Source organism: Streptomyces sp. NBC_00647, assembly GCF_045207245.1.
In the GTDB taxonomy this organism is placed as follows: domain Bacteria; phylum Actinomycetota; class Actinomycetes; order Streptomycetales; family Streptomycetaceae; genus Streptomyces.
This window is the reverse complement of record NZ_CP109040.1, coordinates 2,870,585-2,887,456: the sequence shown is the minus strand read 5'-3', so window position 1 is coordinate 2,887,456 and position 16,872 is coordinate 2,870,585. Positions and strand designations below refer to the sequence as shown.

General features: G+C 70.8%; 17 protein-coding genes. 10 read left to right on the top strand and 7 right to left on the bottom strand.

Annotated elements, in window-relative coordinates; translation table 11 throughout:
- Positions 1-26: 26 nt before the first annotated feature.
- Together OG788_RS12740 and OG788_RS12735 are read right to left on the bottom strand one after the other, a co-directional pair.
- Complete coding sequence (locus OG788_RS12740) at positions 27-1,478, bottom strand: peptidoglycan D,D-transpeptidase FtsI family protein (protein ID WP_406370790.1); 1,452 nt, start codon at positions 1,476-1,478, stop codon at positions 27-29.
- A gap of 155 nt (positions 1,479-1,633) precedes the next feature.
- The gene (locus OG788_RS12735) at positions 1,634-2,407 is read right to left on the bottom strand and encodes an IclR family transcriptional regulator (protein ID WP_081223720.1); all 774 of its coding nucleotides are present in this window, start codon (positions 2,405-2,407) and stop codon (positions 1,634-1,636) included.
- Positions 2,408-2,539: 132 nt separating this feature from the next.
- On the opposite strand from OG788_RS12735, the gene OG788_RS12730 reads away from it, so the two are divergent.
- From OG788_RS12730 to OG788_RS12700, 7 genes are all read left to right on the top strand, one after another.
- Positions 2,540-4,069 (top strand): aldehyde dehydrogenase (NADP(+)), encoded by a 1,530-nt coding sequence (locus OG788_RS12730; RefSeq protein ID WP_406370788.1) that lies wholly within the window; start codon positions 2,540-2,542, stop codon positions 4,067-4,069.
- A gap of 132 nt (positions 4,070-4,201) precedes the next feature.
- Positions 4,202-4,810, top strand: a complete 609-nt coding sequence (locus OG788_RS12725) for a DUF1349 domain-containing protein (RefSeq protein ID WP_351537505.1) — start codon at positions 4,202-4,204, stop codon at positions 4,808-4,810.
- A 99-nt stretch (positions 4,811-4,909) separates the two neighbouring features.
- On the top strand, positions 4,910-5,476 hold the full coding sequence (locus OG788_RS12720) for a GNAT family N-acetyltransferase (protein WP_406370786.1): 567 nt from the start codon (positions 4,910-4,912) through the stop codon (positions 5,474-5,476).
- Positions 5,477-5,554: 78 nt separating this feature from the next.
- Entirely contained in the window at positions 5,555-6,274 is a 720-nt protein-coding gene (locus OG788_RS12715) for a DsbA family oxidoreductase (protein ID WP_351537511.1), read from the top strand.
- Between the two features lie 124 nt (positions 6,275-6,398).
- A complete protein-coding gene (locus tag OG788_RS12710; RefSeq protein ID WP_356754207.1) occupies positions 6,399-7,448 on the top strand; it encodes an aminotransferase class V-fold PLP-dependent enzyme in 1,050 nt (349 codons plus the stop codon).
- Between the two features lie 66 nt (positions 7,449-7,514).
- Positions 7,515-8,111, top strand: a complete 597-nt coding sequence (locus OG788_RS12705) for an RNA polymerase sigma factor (RefSeq protein ID WP_406370784.1) — start codon at positions 7,515-7,517, stop codon at positions 8,109-8,111.
- 103 nt (positions 8,112-8,214) lie between these two features.
- Positions 8,215-9,234 carry a maleylpyruvate isomerase family mycothiol-dependent enzyme gene (locus OG788_RS12700; RefSeq protein ID WP_406370782.1) on the top strand — a complete coding sequence of 340 codons (1,020 nt, stop codon included), beginning with the start codon at positions 8,215-8,217 and terminating at the stop codon, positions 9,232-9,234.
- A gap of 128 nt (positions 9,235-9,362) precedes the next feature.
- Here OG788_RS12700 and thpD read toward each other — a convergent pair whose 3' ends face one another.
- The 5 genes from thpD to OG788_RS12675 form a co-directional block, all read right to left on the bottom strand.
- Positions 9,363-10,250, bottom strand: a complete 888-nt coding sequence (thpD, locus tag OG788_RS12695) for an ectoine hydroxylase (protein ID WP_406370780.1) — start codon at positions 10,248-10,250, stop codon at positions 9,363-9,365.
- Between the two features lie 7 nt (positions 10,251-10,257).
- Positions 10,258-10,662, bottom strand: coding sequence for an ectoine synthase (locus tag OG788_RS12690; RefSeq protein WP_266757283.1), 405 nt, complete (start codon positions 10,660-10,662; stop codon positions 10,258-10,260).
- Positions 10,663-10,712: 50 nt separating this feature from the next.
- Positions 10,713-11,984 carry a diaminobutyrate--2-oxoglutarate transaminase gene (gene ectB / locus OG788_RS12685; protein ID WP_406370778.1) on the bottom strand — a complete coding sequence of 424 codons (1,272 nt, stop codon included), beginning with the start codon at positions 11,982-11,984 and terminating at the stop codon, positions 10,713-10,715.
- A gap of 57 nt (positions 11,985-12,041) precedes the next feature.
- Positions 12,042-12,581 carry a diaminobutyrate acetyltransferase gene (gene ectA, locus OG788_RS12680; RefSeq protein ID WP_351537525.1) on the bottom strand — a complete coding sequence of 180 codons (540 nt, stop codon included), beginning with the start codon at positions 12,579-12,581 and terminating at the stop codon, positions 12,042-12,044.
- A gap of 489 nt (positions 12,582-13,070) precedes the next feature.
- Entirely contained in the window at positions 13,071-14,171 is a 1,101-nt protein-coding gene (locus OG788_RS12675; RefSeq protein ID WP_406376736.1) for a pyridoxal-phosphate-dependent aminotransferase family protein, read from the bottom strand.
- 173 nt (positions 14,172-14,344) lie between these two features.
- Here OG788_RS12675 and OG788_RS12670 point away from each other — a divergent pair, with 173 nt between their 5' ends.
- The 3 genes from OG788_RS12670 to OG788_RS12660 are packed head-to-tail and all read left to right on the top strand — an operon-like array spanning position 14,345 to position 16,811.
- Positions 14,345-15,196, top strand: coding sequence for a transporter substrate-binding domain-containing protein (locus OG788_RS12670; RefSeq protein WP_351537528.1), 852 nt, complete (start codon positions 14,345-14,347; stop codon positions 15,194-15,196).
- The gene (locus OG788_RS12665; protein ID WP_351537531.1) at positions 15,193-16,026 is read left to right on the top strand and encodes an amino acid ABC transporter permease; all 834 of its coding nucleotides are present in this window, start codon (positions 15,193-15,195) and stop codon (positions 16,024-16,026) included. Before OG788_RS12670 ends, OG788_RS12665 begins: the two co-directional genes overlap by 4 nt.
- On the top strand, positions 16,023-16,811 hold the full coding sequence (locus OG788_RS12660) for an amino acid ABC transporter ATP-binding protein (protein WP_406370775.1): 789 nt from the start codon (positions 16,023-16,025) through the stop codon (positions 16,809-16,811). Before OG788_RS12665 ends, OG788_RS12660 begins: the two co-directional genes overlap by 4 nt.
- Positions 16,812-16,872 lie beyond the last annotated feature (61 nt).

Genomic DNA, 16,872 nt, shown 5'->3' with positions numbered 1-16,872 from the left:
CGCAGGAGCGCGGGGCCGTCGGCGCGTCAGTCCTGCAGCGCCGCCCGCATCATCGCCTTGGCCACCGGCGCGGCCAGTCCGTTGCCGCTGACCTCCGAGCGCGCCGCGTTCGACTGCTCGACCATCACCGCGACGGCGACCTCCTTGCCGCTGGTGTCGGACTTCGCGTAGGACGTGAACCAGGCGTACGGCGTCTTGCTGTTCTTCTCGCCGTGCTGGGCCGTGCCGGTCTTGCCGCCCACGGTCGCGCCGGGGATCAGGGCGTTCGTGCCCGTGCCCTCCTCGACGACCGTCTGCATCGCGGACCGGAGCTGCCGGGCCGTGTCCGAGCTGACGATCCTCTCGGTCGACGTGCTGTCGTCGTAGTTCTTCAGCACATCGCCGTCGGCGTCACTGGTCTGCGACACCATGTGCGGCGAGACCAGCTTGCCGTCGTTGGCAATAGCGGCGGACACCATCGCCATCTGGAGCGGGGTCGCGGTGACGTCGAACTGACCGATACCGGTCAGTGCCGTGGACGACTTGTCCATGTCCGAGGGGTACACGCTGGTGTACGCCCGCACCGGCACGTCCTGGGCCGTGTCGTTGAAGCCGAACTTCTCCGCAGTCGCCCTGACCTCGTCCTGACCCAGGTCGACGGCCATCTTGGCGAAGACGTTGTTGCAGGAGTACTGGAGCGCGACCCGGATCGAGGCGTTCTCGCACGGCGCGGACGTGTTCTCGTTCTTCAGGACGGTCGTCGTGTTCGGCAGCGTGTACGGGTCAGGACTGTCCGTCTTCGCGTCCACGTCCGAGTACAGACCGTTCTCCAGCGCGGCGGCGGCCACGACCAGCTTGAACGTCGAGCCCGGCGGCAGCGGCTGCCGCAGCGCGCGGTTGACCAGCGGCTTGTCGGCGTCCTTGGTCAGCCGCTGCCAGACGCTGGTGTTGCCCGCGCTGATCGACGTCGGGTCGTACGACGGTGTCGAGACGACCGCGAGGATCTTGCCGGTCTTCGGGTCGATCGCGACGGCGGCACCCTTGTTGTTCCCGAGCGCCTCGTACGCCGCCTTCTGCACGGCCGGGTCGATCGTCGTGATCACATCACCGGGGTCGGCGCGCTTGTTCGTGAGGGAGTCCAGCGGGTTCTTCAGCTGGATGTCCGAGCCGTCGAGCAGGTCCCGGTAGATGCCCTCCAGCTGGGTCGCCCCGTACACCTGCGAGCTGTAGCCGGTGACCGCCGCGTACAGGCTGCCGTCCGTGTACGTCCGCTTGTACTTGAGGTCGCCGCCCTTCGTCTTCGCGGAACCGGTGATCGCGTCTCCGGCCACGATGATGTTCCCGAGCGGATTCGCGTACAGCGAGATCGCGTTCCGTCGGTTGTCCTTGTCGTCCGCGAGTGCCCGGCCGTCGTAGAACTGCACCCATGTCGCCCTGACCAGCAGGGAGAGCACGAGCAGCAGACTGAAGACGGCGGCACGCCTGATCGTCTTGTTCATCCCGCACAGAAGGACGAGCGGACAGGAGCGAATCGTTCCCATCCGCCCGGATTTCTCATGAGTCCTTCATGAAGCCGCCGTCGTGCCGGCCGCCCCTCGTGAAGCCGCCGTCGCACGGACCCGCCGGAGTCCGGACCGGTCGGAGCCGGGACCGGTCAGAGCCTGCGGGTGGCCAGGGTGAGACGGTCGCGGGCGTCGAACAGGGCGTCCTTGACCATCTGCTCGTGCGCGGGGGTGAGCCGCGCCACAGGCACCGAGCAGCTGATCGCGTCACGGGCGGGTGTGCGGTACGGGATCGCCACACCGAAGCAGCGCAGTCCCAGCGTGTTCTCCTCGCGGTCCACCGCGAAGCCCTGCTCCCGCACCTGGCGCAGCTCCTCGATGAGCTTCTCCCGGTCCGTGATGGTGTGCTCGGTCAGCGCGGGCAGCGTCTCGGGCAGCATCTTGCGGACCTGCTCGTCGGTGTGCGTGGCCAGCAGCGCCTTGCCGAGCGAGGTGGAGTGGGCGGGGAGCCGGCGGCCGACCCGGGTGAAGGGGCGCAGGTAGTGCTGCGACTGCCGGGTGGCCAGATAGACGACGTTCGTGCCGTCCAGGCGCGCGAGGTGGATGGTCTCCGTGGTGTCGTCGGAGAGGCGGTCGAGCGTGGGGCGGGCCGCGGCGACCACCTCGTCGCCGTCGATGTACGAGGTGCCGACCAGCAGGGCCCGTACGCCGATGCCGTACCGCGTGCCCGTCGCGTCCGTCTCGACCCAGCCGAGCTCCACGAGCGTCCGCAGCAGCATGTAGAGGCTGGACTTGGGATAGCCGACGGCCTCCTGGACCGCCGCGAGGGAGTGCATTCCGGGCCGGCCGGCGAAGTACTCCAGCAATTCCACGGTCCGTACCGCGGACTTGACCTGCGCCCCGCCGCCTGTCTCGCCTGCCGACATCGCCCTTGACCCCTTCGTTGGACGGGAAATAGTCTCCAACAGGATATTCACCATCAGAGACAGCGTTCAGCATATCGAACACCCCTGGTGAGTGACACAAGAACTGTGGCATCACATCTGAAGGGACCCGCGGTGGCAGCAGCACCAGTCTGGAGTGTCGACCCCCGAACCGGGAAGCAGCGGGAACAGGTTGCGGTGGAGGCCACAGCCCAGGAGGTGGACGAGGCCGTCCGCGCCGCGCACGCCGCGCGCCCCGCTCTCGTCGACCGCACCGTCCGCGCCGCGTTCCTGCGCACCGCCGCCGACCTGCTCGAAGGCGCGAAGGACCAGCTCGTCGAGGCCGCCGACGCCGAGACCGCGCTCGGCCCGGTCCGGCTCACCGGTGAACTCGCCCGCACCTGCTACCAGTTGCGTGCCTTTGCCGGAATCGTCGACGAGGGCGCCTTCCTCGACGTCGTCATCAACCACCCCGACGGCACGGCCACCCCGCCGATCCCGGACCTGCGCCGCTACAAGGTGGCACTGGGCGTCGTCGCCGTGTACTCGGCCTCGAACTTCCCCTTCGCGTTCTCGGTCGCCGGCGGCGACACGGCGAGCGCGCTGGCCGCGGGCTGCCCGGTCGTCGTCAAGGGCCACCCCGACCACCCGGCGCTCTCCGAGCTGGTCGCGGCCGTCCTGCGCCGGGCCGCCGCCCGGCACGACATCCCCGACGGCGTCATCGGCCTCGTGCACGGCTTCGAGGCCGGCGTCGAGCTGGTCCGGCACCCGCTGATCGCGGCGGCCGGGTTCACCGGCTCGATCCGCGGCGGGCGCGCGCTGTTCGACGCGGCCTCCGCGCGTCCGGTGCCGATCCCGTTCCACGGCGAGCTGGGCTCCCTCAACCCGGTCGTCGTGACCGAGGCCGCGGCCGCCGAGCGCGCGGAGGAGATCGGCGCGGGTCTCGCCGGCTCGATGACCATGGGCGTCGGCCAGTTCTGTGTGAAGCCGGGCCTGGTGCTCGCGCCGGCCGGCGCGGCGGGCGACCGTCTGCTGAAGTCGCTGACCGACGCGGTGAGCGACACCGCCTCCGGGGTCCTGCTCGACCACCGGATGCGCGACAACTTCATCGCCGGGGTCGCCGAGCGCGCCGGACTCCCGGACGTCCAGGCCCCGGTGACACCGGGCGCGGGCGGCGAGCACACGGTGAGCCCCGGCTTCCTGACCGTGCCCGCGAGCAGGCTCGCGGGCGAGGGCGAGCACGATCTGCTCCTGGAGGAGTGCTTCGGGCCGCTCACGGTCGTGGCGCGCTACGAGGACGATTCCGAGGCCGGCGCGGTGCTCTCCCGGCTGCCGGGCAACCTCACGGCCACGGTGCAGCTCTCCGCCGAGGAAGCGGCGGGCGAGGGGCGCGGTGCGGAGATCCTCGCCGAGCTGACCTCCCTCGCGGGCCGTGTGCTGGTGAACGGCTGGCCGACGGGTGTCGCCGTCGCTCCGGCCCAGCACCACGGCGGGCCGTACCCCGCGACGACCTCGACGTCCACGTCGGTCGGCGGCAGCGCCATCGAGCGCTGGATGCGGCCGGTGGCCTATCAGGGTGTGCCCGAGGCGCTGCTGCCGCCCGAGCTGCGGGACGACAACCCGCTGGGTCTGCCCCGGCGTTACGACGGACGTCTGGAGCGGTAGTGCCCCGGGCGTGACCTTCGCGGGCCGCGGGGTGCCGCGTGACCGATCACGCGGTTTCCCGCGTCCCCCAGGGGCGGACGCGGTTTCCCGCGTCCCCCAGGGGCGCGGCCACCGACCTGAGAGACTCGGACCATGGACGTCGAACTCCCCGAACTCCCCTTCCCCCTCCGCACCTACGGCCCCGGCGGGCACTGGTCGTACGAGGACGGAGCGCTCACCGGCTGGGCCGGTCCCCGGCAGGACCGCTTCGTGCCGCCCACCGGTGAGGGGCTCGACCCGGCCTCGGACGCGCCGCGGCTGCTCGGGGCGCCGGAGGGAGACTTCCAGCTGATCGCCCGCGTGACGGTCGGCTTCAGGGGGGCCTTCGACGCGGGCGTTCTCTACGTCCACGTCGGGGAGCGGGCCTGGGCCAAGCTGTGTCTGGAGTACTCCCCGGACGTGCCCACCGTCTGCACGGTGGTCACTCGCGGACACTCCGACGACGCCAACTCCTTCACCGTCGACGGCAGTTCCGTCTGGCTGCGGGTGAGCCGCACGGGTCGCGCCTTCGCCTTCCACGCCTCCCGCGACGGCGAGCGCTGGACCTTCGTCCGCCTGTTCACCCTGGCCGACGAGAAGGAGACCGGGGCGGCGCTGGTGGGCTTCATGACGCAGTCGCCGATGGGGGAGGGCTGCGTGGTGACGTACGAGAGCATCGAGTTCCGTCCGGCCTGGCCGCTCGACCTGCGCGACGGCAACTAGCGACCCCGGGTTCCCGGGGCCCGGGTCCGTCCGGGTTTCCTGGCCCCCGGGACCACGCCGTCCCGGAACCGCACCGTCCGCAATCACGTCCTCACGTGCGTGATCGAGGACCGTGTGAATCATGTGCGCCGGGTGATCAGGACCGCGCTGCCCGCCGAGGCGGCCGTCGTCGCCGACCTGCACGCCCGGGCCCGGGCGACGTACTACCCGGACGGGGTGCCGCGGGACGGCACGGACTGGCTCGCCGCCTGGCGGAGCGCCATCGAGCGCCCGGACGGCCATGTGCTGTGCTGCGTGCTGGACGGCCGGATCGCGGGCATCGCCTCCTTCCGCACGGCCGAGGGCGCACCCGCCGACATGGTCAAGCTCTACCAGTTCCATGTCGACCCCGACCGCTGGCGGGCCGGCATCGGAACGGAGCTGCACGCGGCCTGCGTGGAGGAGTGGCAGGCGGACGGGAAGCGCACGGCGACGCTCGACGTGCACGTCGACAACCGGCGCGCCCAGGCCTTCTACGCCCGCCTGGGCTGGGTACCCGACCCGGAGAACCCGCCCGCGGAGGACGATCACCACCGGTATCTGCGGTACGAGGTGCCCCGGGCCGCGCCCCGTGCGGCGACCGGGACGGGGACGGCGACCGGGGCCGGAACCGCGACCGGGGAATGACCCGAGCCGTTTGAACGTTCACACAACGACGTCCCTGGAGGGTGTCCCGTATCCGTACGACCTGGAGAGAGCCGAAGAATGCGCGTCGAGATCTGGAGCGACATCGCCTGCCCGTGGTGCTATGTCGGAAAGGCCCGCTTCGAGAAGGCGCTGGACGCCTTCCCGCACCGTGACCAGGTCGAGGTCGTGCACCGCTCCTTCGAGCTCGACCCGGGCCGCGCCAAGGGCGACATCCAGCCGGTGATCACGATGCTCACCAAGAAGTACGGCATGAGCGAGGCGCAGGCGCAGGCGGGTGAGGAGAACCTCGGAACGCAGGCCGCCGCCGAGGGCCTCGCGTACCGCACCCGGGACCGCGACCACGGCAACACCTTCGACATGCACCGTCTGCTGCACCTCGCCAAGGAGCGGGGCCGCCAGGACGAGCTGATCGGCCTCTTCTACGAGGCGAACTTCGCCGAGGAGCGGACCGTCTTCGGTGACGACGAGCGGCTCGTGGAGCTGGCCGTCGCCGCCGGGCTCGACGCCGACGCCGCCCGCGCGGTGCTCGCCGACCCGGCCGCCTACGCCGACGACGTCCGCGCCGACGAGCGCGAGGCCGCCGAGCTGGGCGCGAACGGCGTCCCCTTCTTCGTCCTCGACCGCACGTACGGCGTCTCCGGCGCGCAGCCCGCCGAGGTGTTCGCGCAGGCGCTGGCCCAGGCGTGGGGCGAGCGGCCGCAGCTGAAGCTGATCCAGGACGGAGCCGCCGACGCCGAGGCCTGCGGTCCGGACGGGTGCGCCGTTCCCCAGGGCTGAACGGCGCAGGTCGGAGCCCCGGCACGGAAAAGCGCAGGTCGGAACCGATTCATAAGCGCTCCTTGGGGAAACTGCGTAAAAATCCGCAATGGACTTGGACATCGTCTGGGCCCACAGTGGTCCCATGGAGACCTTCGAGACCCTCGTCCGTACCGAGTTCGCCCCGAAGAACACCTATCTGAACACCGCCAGCACCGGTCTGCTGCCGGCCCGCACCGTGACCGCGATGCGGGCCGCCGTGGACTCCGTGGCCGCCGGGCAGCCCGCCGACATGTTCGCGGACGTCGAGGCGGCCCGCTCGTCGTTCGCCCGGCTCGTCGGGGTGCCCGACCGCCGGGTGGCGGCCGGGGCCTCGGTCGCCGTGTACAGCGGACTGATCGCCGCCTCGCTGCCGCCGGGCGCCGAAGTCCTCACCGCGGAGGCCGACTTCAGCTCCGTCGTGACGCCCTTCCATGTCCGCGGCGACCTCAAGGTCCGCGCCGTACCGCTGGAGCGGATCGCCGAATCCGTGCACTCCGGCACCGCGCTCGTCGCGGTGAGCGCCGCACAGTCCGCCGACGGCCGGATCGCCGGACTGGAGGCGATCCGGGAGGCCGCGCGGGAGCACGGCGCCCGTACGTACATCGACGCGTCCCAGGCCGCCGGATGGCTGCCGCTGAACGCCGACGCCTACGACTACGTCTCCTCCGTCGCCTTCAAGTGGCTCGTCTGCCCGCGCGGCGTGGCTTTCCTGGTCGTCCCGGAGGATCTCGGCGGACTCACCCCGGTGTTCGCCGGCTGGGTCGCGGGCGAGGTCCCCTGGGACAGCTGCTACGGCCCCGTCGAGGAACTCGCCCACTCCGCACGGCGGTTCGACGAGAGCCCGAGCCTCTTCGCGTACGCCGGAGCCCGGCATTCGCTGGAACTCCTCGAGGAACTGGGCGTGGAGCGGGTGCGGGACCACGACCTCGCGCTCGCCGACCGCTTCCGCGCCGGCCTGCTCGAACGCGGCCACGAACCGGTCCCCGCCCCCGGCTCCTCGATCGTCTCCGTGCCCGGACTCGGCCGTCTCCAGGGCGAGTTGAGCCGTGCCGGAGTCGAAGTCTCCGACCGTTCGGGCAACTTGAGGGCGGCGTTCCATCTGTACAACACCCCGGACGACGTCGACCGGCTGCTCGACGTGCTGCCCGGCTGAGCGTCCGCGCGCCGCACCGGCCCTCTGGCGCCGGGTGCGGCGGGGCGCTAGGAAGGGCACCACGAGGTGGTGGTGCCGGTGGAACCGACGCTCGCTGACGCCGAGTTGCACCGGCGGCTGGTGTACGGCGACGAGTCCGCGCTGGGTGAGGTGTACGCCGCGTACGGCGGGCTGGTCCGGCGGGTCGCCGTCCGGGTCACCCGCAGCCCGGCGGCCGCCGAGGACGTGGCGCAGGAGGTCTTCGCCCAGCTCTGGAGCAGGCCGTACGCCTTCGACGCCCGCCGCGGCACGCTGCGCACCTGGCTGTCCATGCTCGCCCACCGGCGGGCGGTGGACTGGGTGCGCGGCGAGGCCCGGCACCGCAAGGACGCCCGCGCCGACGACGCGGCGCTGCACGCCATCCCCGACGCCGCGCCGGGCCCCGACGAGACGGTCGTCGACCGAGAACGCTCACTGCTGCTGCACACCGCGCTCGCCGAACTCCCGCAGCCCCAGCGCGAGGTGGTCCATCTCGCCTACTTCGCGGGCCGCACCTACCGGCAGGCGGCCGTGGAACTGGGCATCCCGGAGGGCACCGCGAAGACCCGGCTGCGCGCCGCCCTGCGCAGACTCGCCGAGACCCTCGCCGACCCGCCCGATCCCGCGTTGGAGCGGGGCGCGTGATGACGTCACGGGTGGCACCGGCCGGAGGGCGCGTGCGTATGGTGGGAGGAGGGAGGCCGGGCGCGGCCGGCATGCCGGACCCGGCCCGGAAGGGCGGCGGACGATGAGCACGCACCACGAACGGATGCGGGACCTGCTGGCGGCCTGGGCCGTCGGCGCCCTGACGCCCGCCGACGAGAAGACCGTCCCGCTCCATCTGGCCGAGTGCGAGTCCTGTGCCGCTGAGGCGGAGCGGCTGCGCGAGACGGTACGGCTGCTGGACGGACCGCGGCGCCCCTCCCCGGCGAACGGCACCGCCGACGGCGTACTGGCCCTCGCTCTTCGGTCCCGTCCGGCCGCTCCCCGGGTGGCCCGGCACGCCGCCCCCTACGCCGCGGCGGTCGCCGGACTCCGGTCGCTGCTGCGGGAGGTGGAGGGCCGGGGGCCCTGGGGCACGCCGGTCGTGCACGACTGGGACGTGCACGCCACCGTCGCCCATCTGATCGCGGCGGACGAGCCGTTGGCGCGGCATCTCGGCCTCGTGGCGCGGACGCCGGAGCCGGCGGGAGCGGGGGAGACGCCGTGGCGGGACGCCTGGGCCGCCCGGACCGCCGAGGTGATCGCCCACGAGCACCGGCGCCCGCCCGAGGAGACCGTCGCCGCGTGGACTGCGCAGGCCGCCGCGCTGCTGGCCGCACCGGAGGCGACCGATCCCGAACGGGCCGCGCACGCCACCACGTTGATGGGTGCCCGGCTGCCCGTCGCGGACCACTTCGTCGTGCGCGCCTTCGAGACGTGGATCCACACCGACGACATCGGGCGGGCCCTCGGACTCGTCGTGCCCCCGCCGCCGGACCCTCACCTGTGGCAGCTCGTCCGCCTCGCGGTGCGTGTCCTCGGAACGGCCCTCGGCCCCGCGGCGCCTCCGGTGCTGTTCGCGGTGGCCGGCGGGGGATCCGACGCACAGTGGGTGCTGGGCTCCGAGGACGAGCCCGTCCGGGCCGAACTCGTCCTGGAACCGGTCGACTTCTGCCTGCTGGTCGGCGGCCGGTACGCGCCCGGCGAGGTGCCGCGCGGCGCGACGGGGGACGCCGCCGCGATCGACGCCGTACTGGAAGAGGCCGCGGCTCTGGCCTGGCTGTAGGCACCGGGCGCGGCGCCGGAACGCCGAGGGCCGGGCCCTCACCCGTACATGAGAGTGAGGACCCGGCCCGAGCCGGAACCGGCGAAGCCGCGACCCCGTACCGGCGGGCTCCGTACCGCCGGAGGACGTCACCGCACCGGCGTGAAGTCCCGTGCCCCGATGAATTCCGGCCTGCGCACCGGAGCCGCGAAGGGCTCCACCGCGGTGTTCTCCACGCTGTTGAACACGATGAAGACGTTGCTGCGCGGGAACGGCGTGATGTTGTCGCCCGAACCGTGCATGCAGTTGCAGTCGAACCAGGTCGCCGAACCGGCGCGGCCCGTGAAGAGCTTGATGCCGTGCCGGGTGGCGAACCGGGTGAGAGCCTCGTCGGACGGCGTGCCGGCGTCCTGCATCTGCAGCGACTTCTTGTAGTTGTCCTTCGGCGTGGCCCCCGCACACCCGAGGTACGTCTTGTGCGACCCCGGCATGATCATGAGGCCGCCGTTGCTGTCGTAGTTCTCGGTCAGCGCGATCGAGACGGACACCGTCCGCATGTTCGGCAGACCGTCCTCGGCGTGCCAGGTCTCGAAGTCCGAGTGCCAGTAGAAGCCACTCGCCCCGAAGCCCGGCTTGACGTTGATCCGCGACTGGTGGACGTACACGTCGGAGCCGAGGATCTGCCGGGCCCGGCCGACGACGCGCTCGTCGCGCACGAGCCGGGCGAAGATCTCGCTGATCCGGTGCACCTCGAAGACGGACCGGATCTCCTGCGTCTGCGGCTCGATGATCGAGCGGTCGTCGGCACGGATCGCCGGGTCGGTGACGAGCCGTTCCAGCTCCTGCCGGTAGACGGCCACCTCGTCCTCGGAGATCAGCTCCTCGACGGGGAGGAAGCCGTCGCGTTCGTACGCCTGGAGTTCGGGCGAAGTGATCGGGCCGGGATCGCCCGGCGCGCCCCAGACGACCGGGTCCTGTCGGGGCACGGCCACTTCGGTGGCGCCTCGGCTGGGGTACAGATCGGTGAGTGTGGTCATCGGTGTGTCACACCTCCTCGGGTTCGGTGAGCAGCGGGTAGACGCCGTTCTCGTCGTGGTCCTCCCGTCCGGTGACGGGCGGGTTGAAGACACAGACGCACCGGAAGTCGGTCCTGGGACGCATGGTGTGGCGCTCGTGACCGTCCAGCAGGTACATCGTCCCGGGCGTGATCCAGTGCTTCTCGCCGGTCTCGTCGTTGGTGAGTTCGGCTTCGCCCTCCACACAGAGCACGGCCTCGATGTGGTTCGCGTACCACATCTGCGTCTCCGTACCCGCGTACAGGATCGTCTCGTGCAGGGAGAAGCCGACCTTCTCCTTGGCGAGGACGATGCGCTTGCTCTCCCAGGTGCCGGTCGCCGCCTTCACGTGCCGGTCGGTGCCTTCGACATCCTTGAACGAACGGACTATCACGGTGGTGCGATGCCTCTCTCTCGTGCTTCTGGTGGTGTGCGGCGGTCTGGTCAGACGGTCTCGCGGACGGCGCGGGCGAGGGTGCGCAGGCCCTCGTCGAGCTCGTCGGGGGTGATCGTGAGCGCGGGCAGCAGTTTCACGACCTCGCTCTCGGGGCCGGACGTCTCGATGAGCAGACCGAGTTCGAAGGCGCGCTGCGCGACCCGCCCGGCGCGTGCCTTCTCCTTGAACTCGATGCCCCAGACGAGCCCGCGGCCCCGGTACTCCTTGATGTCGGCGAGGTTCTCCTCGGTGATGGAGATCAGCGCCTGCTCGACCTGCTCGCCACGGGCGCGAGTCTGCTTCTCCATCGCGGAGCCGTCGGCCCAGTAGGCCTCCAGGGCGGCGGCGGCCGTGACGAACGCCGGATTGTTGCCGCGGAAGGTGCCGTTGTGCTCGCCCGGCTCCCAGATGTCCAGCTCGGGCTTGAACAGGCACAGCGACATCGGCAGCCCGTACCCGCTGATGGACTTGGAGACGGTCACGATGTCGGGCACGACCCCCGCCTCCTCGAAGGAGAAGAACGCGCCCGTGCGCCCGCAGCCCATCTGGATGTCGTCGACGATCAGCAGCATGTCGCGGCGCTCGCACAGGTCGGCGAGGGCCCGCAGCCACTCGGGCCGCGCGACGTTGATGCCGCCCTCGCCCTGCACGGTCTCGACGATCACCGCGGCGGGCTGGTTGAGGCCCGAGCCCTGGTCCTCCAGGAGTCGCTCGAACCACAGGAAGTCCGGGACCTGGCCGTCGAAGTAGTTGTCGAACGGCATCGGGGTCCCGTGCACCAGCGGGATGCCGGCGCCGGCCCGCTTGAAGGCGTTGCCGGTCACGGCGAGCGAGCCGAGCGACATCCCGTGGAAGGCGTTGGTGAACGACACGATCGCCTCGCGCCCCTTCACCTTCCGCGCGAGCTTCAGCGCGGACTCGACGGCGTTGGTGCCGGTCGGGCCCGGGAACATCACCTTGTACGGCAGATCGCGCGGCCGCAGCACCAGGTTCTGGAAGGCCTCCAGGAAGCCGCGTTTGGCCGTCGTCGACATGTCGAGTCCGTGGGTGACGCCGTCGCGCTCCAGGTAGTCGATCAGGGCCCGTTTGAGCACGGGGTTGTTGTGCCCGTAGTTCAGGGACCCGGCACCGGCGAAGAAGTCGAGGTACTCGTGTCCGTCCTCGTCGTACATCCGGCTGCCCCGGGCGCGGTCGAAGACGGTGGGCCAGTTGCGGCAGTAGCTGCGCACCTCCGACTCCAGGGTCTCGAAGATGCTCAGGTCGGGCGGGGTGATGGTCACGGCGAATGGCTCCTCGAAGCGTGGGGGGAGGAAGAAGGGGGGCGGGGGAGAAGAGGTTCAGCGGGAGAAGGGGCCGATGCGGTACAGCACTTCGGGGTCGTGCGGCCCGTCGGGGAACTGCCCCGTCTCGAACAGCACCTCGCGCTCGACGGCCGCGCCATGGCGCTGTGCGTACGACAGGAACAGGCGCTCGGACGCGGTGTTGCCCGGCGTGATGGTGGTCTCGACGACGGAGAGTCCGCGCTCGGCCGCCACCCGCGCGGTCAGCCCGTCGAGCAGCCGAGCGGCCAGTCCGCGGCCTCGGTACGCCGCGTCGACGGCCACCTGCCACACGAGCAGGGTGCGCGGACGCTCGGGGCGCACGTACGCGGTCACGAAACCGACGGGCCGCCCGTCGGCGTCGCGTGCCACCGCCGAGGTGCCGGCGAAGTCACGGCACCACAGCAGATAGCTGTACGAGGAGTTCAGGTCGAGGGTTCGGGAGTCCTTGGCGATACGCCAGAGGGCGGCCCCGTCGGCGACCTCCGGACGGTCGATCCGAAGGCCCTCCGGCATTTCCAGGAATTCCGCTGACAAGTCTGCGTGTGCGGCGGTCATGCGGATTGAATTTACCGACGGAAAGTTCAAATTGCATCGTCGGGCGGGGTTACGCACGGCGCATCCATGTGTTATCACGCGCCCGTGAAGGGGCGGCGATATGGACGGCTCTATGACCGCTTTTGCCCGGAAAATACCACAGAAAAGGGGCGCACTGTGGAGTGTGTCACAGCGACGAAATGTGCGGGATATCTGCCCGTATCGCGCCGTTCGGTGTTCGCGAAATCTTTGCGTTTAGGTACAGAGAAAGCGGGCAGAAGAATGCGGGAAGCTGTGCGGAGCCAATTCGGTTCCGTATTAACGGCAGGATAAGCGTGTGGAGAGGATGTGCAATTCCCGCCGCATCACCGTTCGGAGTCCCGTGGGCTCTCCGGGCTGTTCGCGTTCTTCGGGGCACACCGGGGCCTCGGGGGTTCTCCGGGCTCCCGCTTTCTCGTCGGCCTTCTCCGCCCGGCGGAGGCGCGGACGCCCCCGCCGGGTGCGCCCGGATCAGTCCCAGGCCAGCGCCACGGCCCGGCGCGCCGCTTCCAGGTCCACCGGGAAGCCGGACTCGGTGAGCGCCGCGCCCAGGCCCGCGAGGCTGGAGTGGACGACACCGCGCGTGGCGTCGGGGCCGTAGTGGTTCACGCGGATCATCGACCGCGCGAGAGCGCCGCCCCCCGCGGCGAGCGGCAGCGCGGGATCCGCGGCCAGCGCCTTGGCGACCACGGCGGACGCGTCCACCTCCTCGGGCACCTGCAGTGTGGTGGCGACGGGCGCGGCGTCGGAGGTGGCGTGCACGAACGGCTTCAGCCCCCCGCCGAGTGCCACGGCTCCGGCCCGGGTGGCCGCGGCGGCCGAGGCGTGCCGGGTCATCACCGCGTCGAGACCCTCGCCCTCGATCCGCTCGACACACGCCTCCAGCGCCAGCATCTCCAACTGCGCCGGAGCGTGCAGCAACGCCGTGCGGCCACCGTCGACCCACCGCTCCTTCCAGTCCAGCAGGGAGAGGTAGGAACGGCGCGGCGCGGCGGGGTTCGAGGCCATCCGGGCCCACGCCCGCTCGCTCACCGACACCGCCGACACCCCGGCCGGGCCGCCCATCGCCTTCTGGGCCCCGATCACGCACAGGTCGACACCCCAGGCGTCCGGCAGCACCGGCTCGGCGCCGATCGACGCGACCGCGTCCAGGTAGAAGAGCGCGCCGTGCTCGCGGACGACCTCGCCGATCTCCGCGACCGGGTTGGTGTTCCCGGTGGCGGCCTCCGCGTGCACGAGCGACACGAAGTCGATCGAGGGGTGCTCGGCGAAGGCCTCGCGGATCTGCTCGGCGGTGACCGCGGCGTGGAACGGCACGGCCAGGTCGATCACGGTCGCCCCGCAGTCCCGCAGCCAGTTCCCGAAGGTCTGCCCGTAGGGGCCGGTGATGACGTTCAGGGCGGTGGTGCCGGGGCCGGCCGTGCCGCGGATGGCGCCCTCCAGGGGCAGCAGCGCCTCGCCCTGCATGATCACGACGTCCTGCTCGGTGGAGAGCAGCCGGGCGACGCGGTCCTCGATCGACGCGAAGTGCGCGGCGCTCAGCGGCGCCAGGTCAAGAAGGGGGTGGGTCACGGCGCTGCTCTCTTCGTTCACGGGAGTCGACGATCAGAGCGTAACTGTCGGTCGCCGACGCACACGGACCGGCGAGTTCTGAGGCCAGACGGCCCAGTGACCATCGGATTGATTTGAGCAACCCAAACCTTTCCTTATAATCGGAACCCTCAGTTCCCTCACAGGAGGTCTCCGTGAACTCGGTCCTCGGACGCCGGACACGCATTCTGGCCGCCACCACCGCCACGGCCGGGCTGCTGCTCGTGGCCGGCTGCTCCTCGGACGACGGTGGTGGCAAGACGACCGCCTCGGGCGGCGTCCCGCTGGTCAAGAGCGGCCAGCTCACGACCTGCACCCACCTGCCGTACCCGCCCTTCCAGTCGGAGATCGACGGCAAGGTCCAGGGCTTCGACGTGTCGCTGATCGACCTCGTCGCCGACGACCTGGGCGTGAAGCAGGCCATCGTCGACACGCCCTTCGAGAACTTCAAGACGGGCGCGTTCCTCAACTCCGACCAGTGCGACCTCGCCGCCGCCGGTATGACGATCACCGAGGAGCGCAAGAAGAACGTCGACTTCTCCGACCCGTACTTCGACGCCACCCAGGCCGTCCTGGTCGACAAGAACAGCGGGATCACCTCCCTCGCCGACGTGAAGGCCAAGGGCAAGAAGCTCGGCGCCCAGGCGCAGACCACCGGCGAGGACTACGCGAAGCAGCAGGGCTTCGACCCGGTCTCCTTCGAGTCCTCCGACGCGGTCCTCAGCGGGCTGCGCAGCGGTCAGGTGCAGGCCGTCGTCATCGACTACCCGGTCGTCCAGGGCTGGCTCAAGGACAAGGCCAACGCCGACGCCTTCGAGGTGGCCGACAACATCAACACCGGTGAGCAGTACGGCTTCACGGTGAAGAAGGGCAACACCAAGCTCGTCGCCGCCATCAACAAGGCCCTCGCGGACGCCAAGGCCGACGGCACGTACAAGAAGCTCTACGAGAAGTGGATCGGCCCGTACGACGCGGCCGCGGCCTCCGCCTCTCCGTCGGCCTCATGAGTGATGCCGGCGCACCCGTCCAGCCCCGCCGGTCCGGCCTGAGCCGGCGCCAGAAGCGCTCGCTGTCGCGCGGCGCGCAGTACGTCGTCTTCGCCGCCGTCGTGATCGCCTTCGCGGTCACGGCGGACTGGGGCCGTCTGCAGAACCAGTTCTTCCAGTGGGACCTGGTCAAGCAGATGTTCCCGGACGTCATCACGCTGGCGCTGAAGAACACCGTCCTCTACACGACGTTCGGCTTCGTCGTCGGTCTCGTGCTGGGCATCGTCATCGCCCTGATGCGCCTGTCCTCGGTGGGCCCCTACCGCTGGTTCGCCGGAATCTACATCGAGGTCTTCCGCGGGCTGCCCGCCCTGGTGATCTTCATCTTCGTGGGCGTCGCGGTGCCGCTCGCGTTCCCGGGCACGGAGATCCCGGGCGGAACGTATGGAAAGGTCGCCATCGCGCTCGGGCTCGTGGGGGCCGCGTACATGGCCGAGACGTTCCGCGCGGGCATCCAGGCCGTGCCCAAGGGACAGATGGAGGCGGCCCGTTCGCTGGGCTTCTCGCACGCGCGGGCCATGGTCTCGATCATCGTCCCGCAGGCGTTCCGGATCATCCTCCCGCCGCTCACCAACGAACTCGTGACCCTCTTCAAGGACTCGTCGCTGGTGCTGTTCCTCGGCGTCACCCTGGAGGAGCGCGAACTGTCCAAGTACGGCCGCGACCTGGCGAGCACGACCGCCAACTCCACGCCGATCCTGGTGGCGGGCCTGTGCTACCTGCTCGTCACGATCCCGCTCGGCTTCGTCGTACGGCGTCTCGAATCGAAGTCGGGGGAGGTCTCCAAGTGAGCACGCCCGAGATCCAGGTGAAGGACCTGCACAAGTCCTTCGGCGACAACGAGGTCCTGCGCGGCATCGACCTGGAGGTCGCCCGGGGCGAGGTCGTCTGTGTCATCGGCCCGTCCGGCTCCGGCAAGTCGACCCTGCTGCGCTGTGTGAACCTCCTGGAGGAACCCAGCAAGGGCCAGGTGTTCGTGGGCGGCACGGAGGTCACGGACCCCGACGTCGACATCGACGCCGTACGCCGTCGTATCGGCATGGTCTTCCAGCAGTTCAACCTCTTCCCCCATCTGTCGGTGACCGGCAACCTCACGCTGCCGCAGCGCCGGGTGCTAGGCCGGGACAAGGCGGAGGCGGCCCGGATCGCGGCCGAGAACCTCACCCGGGTGGGCCTCGCGGAGAAGGCCGAGGCCTATCCGGCCTCCCTCTCCGGCGGCCAGCAGCAGCGCGTCGCGATCGCCCGCGCGCTCGCCATGGGGCCCGATGTGATGCTCTTCGACGAGCCGACGTCGGCGCTCGACCCCGAACTGGTCGGCGACGTGCTCGCCGTCATGCGGATGCTCGCCGACGAGGGCATGACGATGATGGTGGTCACCCACGAGATGTCCTTCGCGCGCGAGGTCGCCGACCGGGTCGTCTTCATGGACGGCGGTGTGATCGTCGAGGAAGGCGCCCCGGCGCAGGTCATCGGCGACCCGGCCCACGAGCGGACACGGCACTTCCTGTCCAGGCTGCTGGACCCGGCGATGGCGGACGTCGAGGACGGGACGCCGGACGCGACGGACCAGGAGTAGGACCGGGCGGGGCGAGGGGGAGGACCTGCCCGGGGAGGAGCGGGACCGGGCGGGCGAGCAG

Excerpts from the sequence above, each read along its gene's own strand:
- OG788_RS12740 (WP_406370790.1), bottom strand. The coding sequence starts at position 1,478 with ATGAACAAGACGATCAGGCGTGCCGCCGTCTTCAGTCTGCTGCTCGTG.
- OG788_RS12735 (WP_081223720.1), bottom strand. The coding sequence starts at position 2,407 with ATGTCGGCAGGCGAGACAGGCGGCGGGGCGCAGGTCAAGTCCGCGGTA.
- OG788_RS12725 (WP_351537505.1), top strand. The coding sequence starts at position 4,202 with ATGGACGTCGAACTCCCCGAACTCCCCTTCCCCCTCCGCACCTACGGC.
- OG788_RS12715 (WP_351537511.1), top strand. The coding sequence starts at position 5,555 with ATGCGCGTCGAGATCTGGAGCGACATCGCCTGCCCGTGGTGCTATGTC.
- OG788_RS12710 (WP_356754207.1), top strand. The coding sequence starts at position 6,399 with ATGGAGACCTTCGAGACCCTCGTCCGTACCGAGTTCGCCCCGAAGAAC.
- OG788_RS12700 (WP_406370782.1), top strand. The coding sequence starts at position 8,215 with ATGAGCACGCACCACGAACGGATGCGGGACCTGCTGGCGGCCTGGGCC.
- thpD (WP_406370780.1), bottom strand. The coding sequence starts at position 10,250 with ATGACCACACTCACCGATCTGTACCCCAGCCGAGGCGCCACCGAAGTG.
- ectA (WP_351537525.1), bottom strand. The coding sequence starts at position 12,581 with ATGACCGCCGCACACGCAGACTTGTCAGCGGAATTCCTGGAAATGCCG.
- OG788_RS12665 (WP_351537531.1), top strand. The coding sequence starts at position 15,193 with ATGAGTGATGCCGGCGCACCCGTCCAGCCCCGCCGGTCCGGCCTGAGC.